This is a genomic window from Paenibacillus sp. RC334, from assembly GCF_030034735.1.
Taxonomy (GTDB): domain Bacteria; phylum Bacillota; class Bacilli; order Paenibacillales; family Paenibacillaceae; genus Paenibacillus; species Paenibacillus terrae_A.
Window position 1 is genome coordinate 2,656,453 of record NZ_CP125370.1, and the last position, 14,632, is coordinate 2,671,084.

8 protein-coding genes and 1 pseudogene are annotated in these 14,632 nt (G+C 45.4%); 7 read left to right on the plus strand and 2 right to left on the minus strand.

From position 1 onward, the window contains the following. The first annotated feature begins 6 nt into the window (after positions 1-6). The 5 genes and pseudogenes from aguB (at position 7) to QMK20_RS12280 (ending at position 7,927) form a co-directional block, all read left to right on the plus strand. On the plus strand, positions 7-882 hold the full coding sequence (gene aguB / locus QMK20_RS12260) for an N-carbamoylputrescine amidase (protein WP_283655928.1): 876 nt from the start codon (positions 7-9) through the stop codon (positions 880-882). Positions 883-1,353: 471 nt separating this feature from the next. After that, a complete protein-coding gene (locus tag QMK20_RS12265) occupies positions 1,354-2,568 on the plus strand; it encodes a sensor histidine kinase (protein ID WP_283655929.1) in 1,215 nt (404 codons plus the stop codon). A 12-nt stretch (positions 2,569-2,580) separates the two neighbouring features. Next, positions 2,581-3,231: a response regulator gene (locus tag QMK20_RS12270; protein WP_283655930.1), complete on the plus strand. Its 651-nt coding sequence runs from the start codon at positions 2,581-2,583 to the stop codon at positions 3,229-3,231. A 165-nt stretch (positions 3,232-3,396) separates the two neighbouring features. Further along, on the plus strand, positions 3,397-4,821 hold the full coding sequence (locus QMK20_RS12275; protein ID WP_283655931.1) for an efflux RND transporter periplasmic adaptor subunit: 1,425 nt from the start codon (positions 3,397-3,399) through the stop codon (positions 4,819-4,821). Further along, positions 4,818-7,927 (plus strand): annotated as a pseudogene (locus tag QMK20_RS12280) (efflux RND transporter permease subunit). The gene QMK20_RS12275 and the pseudogene QMK20_RS12280 overlap by 4 nt, the downstream one beginning before the upstream one ends. Positions 7,928-8,594: 667 nt before the next feature. Here the strand turns inward: QMK20_RS12280 and QMK20_RS12285 are convergent. Together QMK20_RS12285 and QMK20_RS12290 are read right to left on the minus strand one after the other, a co-directional pair. Further along, a complete protein-coding gene (locus QMK20_RS12285) occupies positions 8,595-10,874 on the minus strand; it encodes an alpha-galactosidase (protein WP_283655932.1) in 2,280 nt (759 codons plus the stop codon). A gap of 86 nt (positions 10,875-10,960) precedes the next feature. Further along, positions 10,961-11,947, minus strand: coding sequence for a LacI family DNA-binding transcriptional regulator (locus tag QMK20_RS12290; RefSeq protein ID WP_283655933.1), 987 nt, complete (start codon positions 11,945-11,947; stop codon positions 10,961-10,963). A gap of 166 nt (positions 11,948-12,113) precedes the next feature. On the opposite strand from QMK20_RS12290, the gene QMK20_RS12295 reads away from it, so the two are divergent. Beyond that, positions 12,114-13,907, plus strand: a complete 1,794-nt coding sequence (locus QMK20_RS12295; RefSeq protein WP_283655934.1) for a sensor histidine kinase — start codon at positions 12,114-12,116, stop codon at positions 13,905-13,907. An 8-nt stretch (positions 13,908-13,915) separates the two neighbouring features. Continuing rightward, on the plus strand, positions 13,916-14,620 hold the full coding sequence (locus QMK20_RS12300) for a response regulator (protein WP_283655935.1): 705 nt from the start codon (positions 13,916-13,918) through the stop codon (positions 14,618-14,620). Positions 14,621-14,632 lie beyond the last annotated feature (12 nt).

Here is a 14,632-nt window from a genome sequence, read left to right on the forward strand (position 1 = left end):
ACTGACGTGAGAAAAGTAAAAGTGGCAGCAACCCAAATGAGCTGCTCTACCAACATTGATGAAAATATAAGCAAAGCTGAGAAGCTGGTACGTGAAGCGGCTGCGCAAGGCGCGCAGATTATTTTACTTCAGGAATTGTTCGAGACTCCGTACTTCTGCCAGAAGGAAAAGTCCGATTATTTTGCATATGCAACCGAACTGGAGCATAACAAGGCGGTTAACCATTTTAAGAAGATTGCCAAGGAATTGCAGGTTGTGCTGCCAATCAGCTTTTATGAGAAAAAAAACTACGCCCGCTACAACAGCCTTGCTGTGATTGATGCGGACGGTGAAGTGCTGGGTAAATACCGCAAGAGCCACATCCCGGACGGTCCCGGGTATGAGGAAAAGTTTTATTTTAATCCGGGCGATACCGGTTTTAAAGTGTGGAATACACGATATGCCAAAATTGGAATAGGCGTATGTTGGGATCAGTGGTATCCTGAAGCTGCCCGTTGTATGGCGCTGATGGGTGCAGAAATTTTGTTCTATCCGACAGCGATTGGTTCGGAACCGCAGGATTCTTCCATTGACTCCAAGGATCACTGGCAGACTTGCATGCTCGGTCATGCTGCTTCCAATCTGATGCCAGTTGTTGCTTCTAATCGCATTGGAATGGAGACAGATGAGGACTCCAGTATCACATTCTACGGTTCATCCTTTATTGCTGGGCCACAGGGTAACAAAATTGCAGAAGCTGGTCGTACGGATCAGGAAGTGCTTACTGCCGAATTTGATCTGGATGAGCTGGAAGTGGGGCGGATTGAATGGGGCATTTTCCGTGACCGCCGCCCGGAACTATATAAAATGATTGCTACCTATGATGGTGATTTAAAAGTATAGCCTTTATACGAATATAGACAAAGTTCCCCTTGCTGATAAGCCTAGGCGTTCCCCACATTCGGATTCGCCCGGCTTTTCGGGAAGGGGTTTTTTTGAATGCTTGAACGAATATGACTAAAGATAAAATAAAGATTCTCCGAGCACTTTGCAAAGTTACAAAAAAATAATTTGCCCTATCGTACATGAGATTTATACCCTTAAGTACGATTTTTTTATTTGGTATTCGATTTAAGATAAATATGAGAAATCAAAGTAAATTAGCAGGATGTTAATGATGCGAATTTTCTTTTTATGATATGAAGGGTTAACTCCATTATTTTGTAAAATAGCTTGAGAAAGTCTGACTTACTTTTAACTAAGCTACAAAGTGATAAAATATAAATATAATGTTTTTTTGTAAGCATATAAGTTAGTTGTATGACTTTTCATTTCAGTTATTTTAGTTGGACCAAAGGAATAAAGAGGTGGATTATGGGCAACGAATCCAAGGAACAAGGACAAAATGTAGACTTAAAAATAAACGATGGAGAAAGTGATCGAATTAGTACATCCAGAGTTCCTATTATAATATGGGTCATTTTGATTCATAGTGAAGGGCTTATTTTTCAGAATAAATATACACTACTGCCGTTTCAGAGTTTTTTGTTCTCCCTGGCCCTGATTGTGCATGTACTTTTGTACTGGCATGTTCGTAAAGTTCTACACTACTGTTCATGGTTTTATTTTATTATTCAAGGAGCCCTCATCTTTTCAAGCGCTTTTCTTCTGCCTAAAAGCTTTTCAATTGTGCTGGTTGGATTAATCCCGGTATTACTCGGTCAAAGCCTAGGTGTTTATTATCAAGCGAAAAAAGTTGTATTGGTGTTTTTTAGTTTCTATCTTCTTTTTTGTTCTTACTTTATATGGAGCTACGATAGCGATAGCTCCGTGTTATTTATTTCAATGCTCATTCTGCTAACCATTATCGTAGCTGCCTACGCTAATCTTTTCTACAGGCAGGTTAATGCTCGGATTCGTACCCAAAACTTTCTTGCTGAGCTGGAGCTTGCACATCAAAAAGTGGAAGAGCTTACGCTAGCCAATGAACGGCAACGTATGGCACGGGATTTGCATGATACACTGGCTCAAGGTCTTGCTGGGCTTATTATGCAGTTGGAAGCCATAGATGCCCATCTGACAAAAGGCAGCTCACAGAGAGCACATGAGATCGTTCAGCAGTCCATGTCCCAGGCACGCAAAGCGTTGGCTGACTCACGCCGGGCTATAGACAACCTGCGTTCAAAATCGGCCTCGGAAGTCGACTTTGCTGATGCAGTCCGGGAAGAAGCGCAGCGCTTTACGATGGCTACCGGAATCCGAACAGCGCTGGACATCAAGATCAAATCCTCAGTATCCAGGCTGTTGATTGAACATGGGCTGCACATCATAAGTGAATGTCTAACGAACATAGCCAAGCATTCGCATGCCAAGAACGTATGGATCAATATTTTGGATAGTCAAGGTATAATTTCTATAGAGGTCCGTGATGATGGGAAAGGATTTAACCCAGATATCATTGCCAGACAAGCAGGACACTATGGATTAATAGGCATTCATGAGCGTGTGCGTCTGCTGGGCGGAACAATAAATATCAACAGCACAGTGAGAGAAGGGACGTCTATAAAAGTAGAGGCCCCCCCTTACTAAAGGAGACGTATCATGAAATTTAAAATATTAATTGTAGATGATCATTGGGTGGTTAGAGAAGGGCTAAAGCTTGTTCTAGAGACAAATGACAGCTACGAAGTGGTTGGTGAAGCGGAAGAAGGGGCAACAGCTCTTACCCTGATTGAGGAACTTCAGCCGGATGTCATACTAATGGATCTATATATGCCCCAAATGAGCGGCTTGGAAACGATGAAAGCTTTAAAAGAGCGACAAAATGAAACACCGGTTATTATCCTGACTACCTATAACGAGGATGATTTAATGATACAGGGACTGTCCTTGGGAGCGAAAGGATATTTATTAAAGGATACCAGTCGAGAGAATCTATTTCGGACTATTGAATCAGCATTAAGGGGAGAGACACTTCTTCAGCCGGAAATTACAGCAAGAGTTTTTGCTAAAACAAGTGAGAGAGAGGTCAAGAGCGAGCAGCATGAAGATACTTCTATCTTGACCGAGAAAGAAAGGATTATATTACAGTCCGTTGCACGGGGGCTTAGGAGCAAAGAAATTGCGTTCGACATGGGGATTTCGGAGCGGACCGTGAAAGCGCATTTAACAAACATTTACAATAAACTCGGTGTAGATTCCCGATCTGAAGCGGTAGCCGTGTCTCTGGAACGAGGCATTCTGCATCTTTAAAATTGGTAATAAAAACATATATTCATTTTGAATTTGCCCTATCGTACATGAGGTGCTTGCCCTTATGTACGATTTTTTTGTTTATAAACCGTTGTACTCTTAAAAGAGAATAAATGCAGTTTAATATTATGGATTGCTGAAACTGCTTAGAGGAAGTCGAGGAGGATGAAATTGTTGAATAGGACACGAATCAAAATGCTAGTCACGGGAATAACTTTCGCTATGGTGGTTTCCGGTTGCTCAAGTGCTTCGGAGGATACCGCTGTAAAATCCGGTCAACCGGTACACATTCAAAAAGTAGCGATGAAGCCTTTAACTAATGAATTTAATCTGGCGGGAACATTGCAGGCCAGCAATCAAACCGCAGTTTCCCTTGAAGCGAATGGACGTATTTTAAATACGACGGTTGAAGTGGGAGATCAGGTACAGAAAGGGGCAGTCCTCGCGAAATTGGACACAACCACTTATCAGCTGCAGCTTGCACAGGCCAAGGCAACTTTGGAAAAGGCCAAAGCCGGTGTCAGCCAAGCGGACGCTTCTGTTCAATCGGCACAGGCAAGCATTCATAATGCACAATCCCAGATTAATTCAGCCCAATCCAAATTGCAGGAATTGAACAATGGAGCCAAAAAACAGGAAATTGCACAGTCTCAAAATGCGGTTACTGCGGCAACCAATATGTACAACAAGAAAAAGGCAGATGCCGCCCGGACCCAAAGTCTATTCCAGGCAGGTGCAGTATCCTTAACAGAAAATGAAAATGCGCAGCTGGAAGTAACGAACGCACAAAAAAGTTTAAGTGATGCGCAAGAGAAATTGTCCCTTTTGCTTGCAGGGGCTTCCCAGGAACAGCGTACACAAGCTTCGGCTGGCGTCGATCAGGCCAGGGCAGGGCTGGAATCGGCTATGGCTACTCAGCAACAAGGTCTAGCCAGTAAAGCTCAGGCACAGGCTTCCTACGAGGATGCGGTAGCTGCTTATGAACAAACGGCTTTAGCTCTTAAGAAAGCTACTTTAACATCCCCCATATCTGGTGTTGTGATTGAGAAAAAGGTATCTGATGGTCAACTGGGCTCCAGCGGGAGTGAAGCGTTTATTGTCGGAAATATTAGTACTTTAAAAGTGCTCCTGCCTGTACCGGACAGTGAAATCTTATCGTGGAAGAAAGATCAAAAAGTAAATATATCTCTCTATAATGAAATTAGAACAGGGACCGTTACCCAGATCTATCCATCGACTAATTCCAAAACGGGAAGCATCAATGTGGAGGTCAGCATTCCTAATCCTGAGCTAAATTGGAAGCCTGGTCAAGTCATCAGCGCATCTAAAAGGATGAATCAATCTGAAGCATTGTTAGTGCCAGTAGAGGCTGTAATTAGCACCGGAGATGATCCTTATGTCTTTAAAGCTGTAAATGGCAAGGCCGTTAAAACAGCGATTAAAGTTGGAAAAGTGACTAATAATCAGTTCGAAGTTGTCTCTGGACTACAAGCAGGCGATCAAATTGTTACCCAAGGAGCAGGAACTTTATTTAATGGCGATTTACTTGGGAATGATGTACTTGGGAAATCGGAGGAATCGTCTAAATGATTAAATACATCGTTAAAAAGCAGAAAATTACACTTATTTTCTTTGGTATGTGTATTCTGCTAGGACTCTACAATTTTACATCGCTACCTAAACAGGAGCAGCCTGATGTTATTCCCTTGTCAGCCAGTGTTACAACCGTCTATCCGGGCGCCTCTCCTGAAAGAATCGAGCAAACCATTACTAAGGTAATGGAACAGAAAATTAAAGCAGTACAAGGTGTCAAAACGATTTCTTCCACTTCATCTAAAGGCCAATCCAGTATAATGATAGAAGCTTTTGAAGATGCGGACCCGACAAAGGTGTGGGCTGATCTTCGTACAAAGGTACAAGATGCACAGTCCGAGCTTCCAGATGATGCGATGCAGCCCATTATCAATGATAGCATGACAAGCTCTTTCATCGGTTCATATGCGATTACTTCTGATAAAGTTGAGAATTTATACTCGTTGAATGAATTGATGAACAAATGGAAAGATCAATTAAAAACGGTTTCGGGTGTTTCGCAAGTTAATATTCAAGGAATACCGGATCAAGAAGTACGAATCAGTTTAGACACACAAAAGATGCAACAATATAACATCTCCTGGGAGCAGGTTGTTCAAGCGATCAAAAATGAGAATGACAGAGTTCCTACAGGAAGTATGGATTTCAATGAGCGTACTTATCAGCTGACGGTAAATGCCTCAACTGATCCATCTATTCTAAATAACGTCCAGATTTCAAGCAATGACGATGGATTCCCGATATCTCTGAAAGATGTAGGTACAGCCTCACTTGTATTTAAAAAAGCGGCTAGTTATACGTATATGAATAACAAGCCTGCTATTTCGATCAGTGTGAGTGGAGATACAGGCACAGACGTGCCAACGGTATCTAAAGCGGCAGCAGCCAAAATTAATGAACTTGCGAGCAGTTTGCCGAAGAATGTTCATTTTGAGCTGCTTTTTGCGCAAAATGATCGAGTAAGTGAAATGTTTGGTAATCTCACCAAAGAGATGCTCATCGCTATTATATCGGTCATTGTTATATGTACATTAGGTTTGAATTTGCTGACTTCTGCATTTGTGGCCTTGGCAATTCCTGTTTCCATCGCCATCGGCTTTATTTTCTTGCCCACAACAGGAACCACACTGAATCAAATTTCAGTCATCGGATTAATCATCGTGCTAGGGATATTGGTTGATGATGCCGTCGTGGTAAATGACAACATTGAACGCCGACGCTCTGAATTTGGGGAAGATGCTACGGAGGCGGCAATTAAAGGAACGAAAGAGGTATCCTTATCGATCATTACAGCTACGTTAGCTACGGTTGCGGCATTTGCCCCGCTTTTATTCCTGCCGGGCACTATTGGAGACTTTATTAAACCGATACCTACCGTTATTTCGTTAACGATGCTGGCTTCCATGATTATGTCGCTAACGATCATTCCTATTTTCCGTCAATGGTATGATAGCCGCCGTAAGGGTAAAGAACGTAGCAAAACGACCAAGCCACCTGGGCTTCTTGGTAATCAAATACAGTCTCTCTCCAATGTGTACTCTAAAAACTGGATGCCAAGAATACTGCGACGTCCACTTTTAACAGCGCTTATTGGTCTTATGATTGGTACAGCAGCTTATGGACTACTTGCTATTGTTCCCATTGAATTATTTCCGGATTCCGATCAAGCGGATGCCACGATCAGCGTAACGATGCCAGAAGGAACGTCGTTGCAGGCAACCAATCAGGTTGTAAAGGAGATTGGGAACTGGGTCAAAAAACAGCCGGAAACAGAGCGGCTGGCGGCAACGGCAGGTGGAGGAGCGCCTCAGCTGTACAGCGATGTTGCAGGTGGTCACGGCTCTGGGGGAGCGGTAAACGGTCAACTTGCTGTCGTTGGAAAAGACGGGCTATTTGATCTTAAAAAAACAGTGGATAATTGGACCCATACGCTACAAGCTAAATATCCATCTGCATTGATAAGCATTCGCGTTCCTCAATTAGGTATTCCGGTCGGCAGTGCGGTGTCTATCCGTATTAAAGGAGAAGACATCGGAAAACTGCAAAATATGACAACTAAAGTAAAAGAAATCGTTGCGGGGACCCCCGGAGCTGTAGATGTGACCGATAATATGGGTATGCAAAGCTATAATCTGAATTTCCAAATCAATCAGCAAGCCTTGGATAAATATCGGGTTAGCTATTCCGATTTAACGCGTACTTTGCTATTAATGGGTGACGGGGTGAATGTAACGGATTTTGATACGGGTAAGGAATTACTTGATGTAAATGTATATATGAACAAACCAAACAATGATCCTGAGGTATTATTCCAACAATTAAGTGTGAACAATTCAGCAAGGGAGCAAATCCCCTTATCCCAGTTAGCCACGATGAAACCGGACTTTTCCATCCAGCAAATCCACCGCTATGATTTGGAACGGACTGTAACGATCTCAGCCAATGCAAATGGGCGTACGGCTACAGAACTCACTCAGGACATCCGTAGCAAACTTACAAATACACAGTTTGAACCAGGCTACACCTGGGAGATGGGGGGGAAACATCCGCGCAGTCCGATATGTTTAAGGATTTGGGCAAATTAGCTGTTATTGTTATTTTTCTTATTCTCCTTTTAATCACAATGCAGTTTTACTCGGTTTCCACACCGCTAATTATTATGACCACTGTTTATCTGGCAGCGGCAGGGGGAATCCTTGGAAGCTTTATTTCAGGTATGCCAATTGGATTTATGAGTATTATGGGTATCATTTCACTTGCTGGTATCGTCGTGCGTAACGGTATCGTATTGATAGAGTTTATTGAAGATGCGCGGCGTGAAGGAGCTAATTTAACAGACGCGATTCTAATGGCATGCTCTGCCCGTTTCCGTCCGATCTTGCTTACTTCGTTAACTGCGATTGTCGGTATGATCCCCATTGCCACAATAGGGGAGATCTTGTTCAAACCGTTGGCAACGACCATTATATTCGGACTAATCTTTTCAACCATTTTAACTTTGTTTGTAGTGCCTACTCTTTATATGGTCGTAGCTAATCTGAAGCTGAAACGGAAGCAGAAGAAGGAAATGCATACAAATAACGATAGCTCATTGTCTTTGTAACTGATACAAAAGACAGATAGGTCATAGCTTTGCTTGAGCATCTACCCGATCGTACATTAGGCTGTTTGCTTCGGCATTGAAAACTCCCGGAATATCAGCAACAGTTTGCTGATCAAAACAGTATAATAACTGTACATTTGTCGGAGGACAATAATACAAATTAACATTAATTAAATGCGGCGAAGTAGGGTACTCGATTAGGGTTTGCCAATTCTTATACGGTTAAAATGAAAGTCGAGCTGTTATTCCAGCCCGGTTTTGTAAAATTTAAAACTGTATTTCTGATCGCCTTACGTTATATTGGCTTGCAGGTGTTTAATCAGGAACCGGGTGAACGGAAGGAGTTTGGTAAAACTCCGCTTCGCAGGAATAGGATCAGTGACATGCTGCAACAAAGCACAGTGAACAGACTGACGGAAATAATACCACCTGTGTGCGCATACAGAATCCCCCGAAGTGAAAGAGCCAACGGTCGTTCAGAAATACATCGAGAAGTTGGCAAGTGATGAGATGGTTTCACGCACTGTGGCAGACAGGGTTTGAAGCAAACGAAAGTGAATGAATATACCTAAATTATCGGATTAATGATGAAACAAGGCAGACCAGAGAATCGGACTGCCTTGTTTTAATTTTTTTATCGTCCTATTATCGTCACTGGCTGCATCGTTTATCCGCGGGGGACAGCCTTAAGGCGGAAGGTGGAGCTGACAAAATCTCCTGACAGATCCGAGACAACAAGCCCAATTTTCATTAAGCGGTCACCTCCAAAGATTTCGCCGCCGAACGCTTCGTGGAAGGGGGAACCAGCGTCTTCCCCCAAGGTATTACCCGTATGGTCAGTAGTATTGCCTGCTGCGCCGGTTTCGATCTTATACTTTTTCTCTGGGTTAAGTCCTTTTAAAGTTAATCGCAGGATTGGACCATTGGGCTCAGCCAGTACGCGGAAATAAGCAACAAACGCTTCCGACTGGTCCTCGCTAACGAACATCCAAGCCGTATCGCCTCGGCCTTCAAACGGGCTAAGAAGCCGATACATATTCCCCTGCTGTACAAGGGAGCGAATCTCCTTATACTGGGCGATTTGTTTGGCAGCGAGCTCTTTTTCTTCCTTTGTAAATGCAGTAAGGTCAAGCTCGTAGCCAAAGTTGCCACTCATTGCCACGTCACCACGTATGGCGAGGGAGGTCATTCGTCCCACCTGGTGGTTCGGTACGCTCGATACGTGTGCTCCCATGGTGCTGGCTGGATACACGATGCTTGTTCCGTACTGGATAGCCAATCTTTCAATTGCATCGGTATCGTCGCTGGTCCATGTTTGCGGCATATAGTAGAGCATTCCGGGATCAAATCGTCCGCCTCCTCCGGAGCAGCTTTCGAACAAGATGTCCGGAAACCGGGAGGTCAGGCGTTCCAGCAGATCGTAAAGTCCGAGCATATAACGGTGTGCGGTTTCCTTTTGCCGTTCGCTAGAAGCTGTAGCCGAAGCAATCTCCGTCATATTACGGTTCATGTCCCACTTGACATAAGTAATTGGAGCGATCGAAAAAACGGAGCTGAGCGTATCGTACAAATAGTCGCATACTTCCTTGCGGGAGAGATCGAGCACCAATTGGGATCGGCCTTCCGTCCGCCGCCGACCCTCAGCATGCAGGCACCAGTCGGGATGCTTGCGGTACAATTCACTATCAGGAGACACCATTTCCGGCTCTACCCACAAGCCAAACTGTAAACCTTGTTCATTAACCCTTTTGGCTAGGTCGGCAAGACCGCCAGGCAGCTTACGGTGATCCTCAAACCAGTCTCCAAGCGAACTATCGTCGTTGTCGCGTTTGCCAAACCAACCGTCATCCAGAACAAAGAGCTCAATACCGAGGGGCCCGGCTTCCTTAGCAATCGCTTCGATTTTATCGGCGTCGAAGTTGAAATAAGTAGCTTCCCAATTGTTTACGAGAATAGGGCGCTCTTTGTCACGGTAAGCCCCCCGGCACAGACGAGTGCGGTAGAGACGATGATAGGTGCGCGACATGCCTCCAAGACCTTCTTCGGAAAAGACCAGAACGGCTTCAGGGGTCTGGAATGACTGACCCGGTTCAAGTCGCCAGGAGAAGTCAAAGGGATTGATTCCGATACTTACACGGGTCTGGTTGAATTGCTCTACTTCTGCCTGTGCAACGAAGTTGCTGCTGTAGACCAGACTGAAGCCGTATACATCTCCGTGATCTTCAGTTGCATCAGGACGAAGCAGTGCCAGAAAGGGATTCATCTGATGGCTGCTGGAGCCCCGACGGCTCTCTAACCGAATGGCACCGGGTCCGAGGTCGCGGCGCTGGATATGTCTTTCCCGCACCCACGCTCCGGACAGGTAGAGAGCCTGGTAGTTGGAATCGGCGAAATCGACAGAGGCGCTCATTGCATGCTCAATATTCATGACAGCGCTTCCCTTATGCTCAAAAAGAGTAGACCGGGCAATAGCGCTGTGATTCGCAAATACGGTATAGAGCAGTGTAGTCTTAAGACCCGAGTATTTGTCCTCAAGGGTTAGAAAGAGGGTTGCCGCTTCATCATCCGATTCGGTATAGACGGCAGGAAGTCCTTCGAGCTGTGGTTTACCCGCTACAATACGGTAACCACTATATTTTAGCTCCGTAATCCGGGTTCCGTCCGCAAGTGCAGCCTGGTAAGCAGGCTGACGAAAGTCGCTTGTTCCATACTGAGGATATTCCTGGGGAAGCGTATCCAGGGAAATTGTACGATTGGAAGGAACAGGATTGGGAGAAAAGGAGCACCGCTCCCTAAGCTCCAGTATACTTGCCAGACTTTTGTCATGATGAAGTCGGGCTCCCCAATAAACATGTGCGGGATATCCTTCTACAAGCTGGATAATATAGCTGCAATCCTTGGACTGCAGATGGAACAAACCAAGCGTCTCGTCTACATGAATGTTCATGGTATTCACTCCTTGAGGGTTCATCATATTAATTTGTTTTCACGTAAGGATTTTATCAAAAACATTGAGAATTTCACTTGCTGATTTTAGCCGTTTCTGCACGAGCTCTCCCGTATGACAAGCCTAGTCCCGATTACGCTGTGCGAAGGTGGTTCACGTCCCTCAAATCGTTCAGAGAGCAGTTGAACGGCAGCCTTTCCCATCTCTTCGGGGTAGGCACGTACGGTGGTGAGCGGAGGCTGTACGAAGGCCGCCATCTCAATGTCGTCGAAGCCGACGACAGCCATATCCTCGGGCACCCGTATTCCATGTCCATGCAGGGCGCGAAGGGCTCCAATGGCCAGCGGGTCGCTTGCAACGAAGCAAGCCGTCGGTCTTTCCTGTTCGGTAAGGAGATTGTTCATCATCAGATATCCATCCGCGGTACTCCATGCGCCTACACGGACGAATTGAGGATTGTACAATCCCTGTTCCCGCATGAACCGTTCAAAATAATGCGCACGTCGCTCTCCGTCGCTTTTGCCGCCGATAAACCCGATTTGTTGGTGGCCAAGCTCGATTAGATGTCCGAGTGCCTGATCAACAGCTTGACGGAAGTGGAGGCGTACAGAATCGTACTCCAGCTGTTCATGATACTGGTCCACAAGGACAATGGAGTTCTTGTCGGGATGCAGCTTGATCACCTCTTCTGGATCGACGCCGCCCACAACAATCAGACCGTCTGTCTTCTGCAAGGTGGAGATGGAAGAGCGGCCCCGCAGAGTCTGTCCCAACGTCAGGCCAAGCTCTTCACAGCGCAGCTCGATTCCACGACGGATCGAGGCGTAATACGGATCGTCCCGTTCTTCTTCAATGGAACACCACAACAGGAGGGAGACCGTCTTTCCAGCACGTTCCGTGTTCTGTTTTAATTGTCTCAGCCGGGAAGGTTTATATCCAAGCTGTTTGGCAATCGAAAAAATTCTGTTTCTGGTGTCCGGGCTCACAGCCAGAGACTGATCGTTATTTAAAACCCTTGAAACTGTTGCGGCAGACACTCCCGCTTCGTGGGCAATGTCTTTTATTGTTGCCAAAGAGCTCACACCTTTTTAGTTAATAATTTTACTAAAAATCAACTTCATCCTAACACATCCCCTTTATACTTTCAAGATGGCTGTTGAATTTACTTTTAATCTACTACTGTGCAGATTAGTTGTGTTAACATGATGAATATTCTCTTGATGACGGAGGGGTTTCAAATTGAATATTCTGTCACTAGCTCGAAAATGGTTTGGTCGGCTTCGATTCAAAAGCAAGGTTATTACGGTATTTCTTCCGCTAATCATTGTTTCTCTCCTCATTCTTGGACTGTTATCTAACCAACTCTTCAGTCGTTCTTTGATAGACCGAACCACCAGCAACGTGGTGGACGAGTCTCAGCTTATCCTGTCTCGGACCGATTACATATTCAGCAGTGTGGAAACGGCGGCCAATATTATGGTTACGAATATTAACCGGATGTATGATTCATACGGTGCCAAACCTGATACTGCCATGGAGCGTATTCAGTTTGGAAACCTGATGCAGAGCCGCCTATCCATTGACTTGTCAATCTTTCGTGAGGTGGATGCCGCTGTATTCATTGATAATAAAGGGACAATTTTCGCCTCTTACACCCAGAGTGGGGATGAGAGCAAAGCTTATAGCATGATTAAGCAGGTAAGGGAATCCAAAAGTTATGGACAGGCACTCTGGTTTGATATGGAGAGGAGAGATTTCCTAACACCAGATCCGAACCTCCCGGTTTTGACGCTGGGGAAGACGGTCATTAATATAGACACCGGCGAACCGTATGGAACGCTTTTTCTGCTAGTGAAGGAAGAAGGTCTGTCCGCTTTTTTTCGTTCCAGTGATCCGGATGTGCCCAAATCCTATTATTTTTTGAATAACGGAACTCGCGTGGTCGTGGCAAAAGACAATGAGAGGCTGATGAATCCGGTGAATCCACATCTGGCTGAGGCCATTCAACGTTGCACGCCTGATATGTCCCAAGAAACGTGCTCTTTTGAGGATGAGGGCAATCTGGTAACGGTCATTGATTATGACCGGATGGATTGGAAGCTGGTCAATATTGTATCTCTCAGCCTGCTTACGGCTGATGTCCGGCAAAATGTTAGGCTGTCGCTTTTAATCGGCGTATTATGCCTTGTTTTTTCCTGGCTGGGCGCCAGCTTTCTGTCCAGAATGGTTGTTAGTCCTCTCGAACAACTGACTAAGGCAATGCGAAAAGTAGTAACCGGTGATTTGCAACCGGTTGCGACAGTCCGCACTGAGGATGAAATCGGTACCATTGCTGAAGCGTTTAACTTTATGGTAAGACGGGTCCGGGAGCTACTGGATGAGGTGAGGCAGGAACAGAACCGTAAGCGTGAATATGAGCTTGCACTGATGAGCGCCCAAATTAAACCGCATTTTCTGTACAACACTTTGGATACCATTTACGCGCTCAATGAGTTGGACCGTAATGATGAGGCTAGAGATACTACAAAGGCGCTGGCAGATTTTTATCGTATGGTGCTGAATAAGGGACGGGAGCTCATTATTCTAGAGAAGGAAGCTCAGATTACTGATGATTACCTGACGATTCTGCAAATCCGTTATCCCGATGTGTTTCGCTATGAGGTGGATATTCCACCAGAACTTGCGGGTACACCGATTCCGAAGCTCTCGCTCCAGCCGCTTGTCGAGAATTCGATTTACCATGGTCTTAAGAAGAAAGAAACCAAAGGTTTTATCCGCATTTATGCCTTTAAACAGGGCGATAAGGTGGTCGTTCGAGTGGAGGATAACGGTGTGGGGATGGACGAAATCCAGGTTCAGACCATTATGTCCAGACATTTACCGGAAGAAGGAATACGGTCAATTGGCACCTACAGCGTTCAGCAGCGACTGAGTCTGTACTTCGGTGAGGAGTATGGGATATCGGTGCAGAGTGTTCCCGGAGAAGGAACCATTGTTGACCTTTCGCTGCCCACGCTGCCAAAAGGGGAGTGAGCACAAAGATGTATAAAGTGATGATTGTCGATGATGAGCCGCTGTTCCGGGACTTTCTGCGAATTAAGATAGACTGGAAAAGTCACGGATTTCGGGTTTGCTGTGAGGCAAGGAATGGGCGGGAAGCGCTTCAGGAAGCCGAGCGGCACCAGCCTCATCTCGCCCTCGTTGATATCAATATGCCCTTCATTGACGGAATAGAGTTAGCCGAGAGGTTGAAAGTCAAGTTCGAACGCATCGTTATTGTATTCATTTCCGGACATAACGAATTTGAATATCTACAGAAGGCGGTTCGAACCGGAGTGCAGGATTATTTGCTGAAGCCGTTCAATGCAGAAGAAATGATCTTGATGCTGGATCGTATCAAGCCGAAATTACCGGAGCTTCCGCGGGAAAGCGAAACCGGAGAGTGGAGGGATCATAGTGGTGAAGCGTTGCATAGTAGAGCATGTATGCCTGATTTGGGCCACCTGCGCGATGCGGTCGTGCTTGACCTCCGTATGAAAGACAGTGAAACGTTAGAGGAGGTCCGCAAGGCAATCCGTCAGCTAAGCGTATGCAAGTGGGGAGATGAGTACGCCGATGCCATGCTTATGGGGATTGTATCTCTTGCACTTTCCTTTGCAAGTGAACGCGGCATTTCTTATGATCGATTATGGGAGAACGGAGGAGACAAATCTCCTTACGACCGACTGCGGGAGTTAGATTCCTAGGAGGCTGCTGAA

Excerpts from the sequence above, each read along its gene's own strand:
- QMK20_RS12285 (WP_283655932.1), bottom strand. The coding sequence starts at position 10,874 with ATGAACATTCATGTAGACGAGACGCTTGGTTTGTTCCATCTGCAGTCC.
- QMK20_RS12270 (WP_283655930.1), top strand. The coding sequence starts at position 2,581 with ATGAAATTTAAAATATTAATTGTAGATGATCATTGGGTGGTTAGAGAA.
- QMK20_RS12275 (WP_283655931.1), top strand. The coding sequence starts at position 3,397 with ATGAAATTGTTGAATAGGACACGAATCAAAATGCTAGTCACGGGAATA.
- QMK20_RS12300 (WP_283655935.1), top strand. The coding sequence starts at position 13,916 with ATGTATAAAGTGATGATTGTCGATGATGAGCCGCTGTTCCGGGACTTT.
- QMK20_RS12265 (WP_283655929.1), top strand. The coding sequence starts at position 1,354 with ATGGGCAACGAATCCAAGGAACAAGGACAAAATGTAGACTTAAAAATA.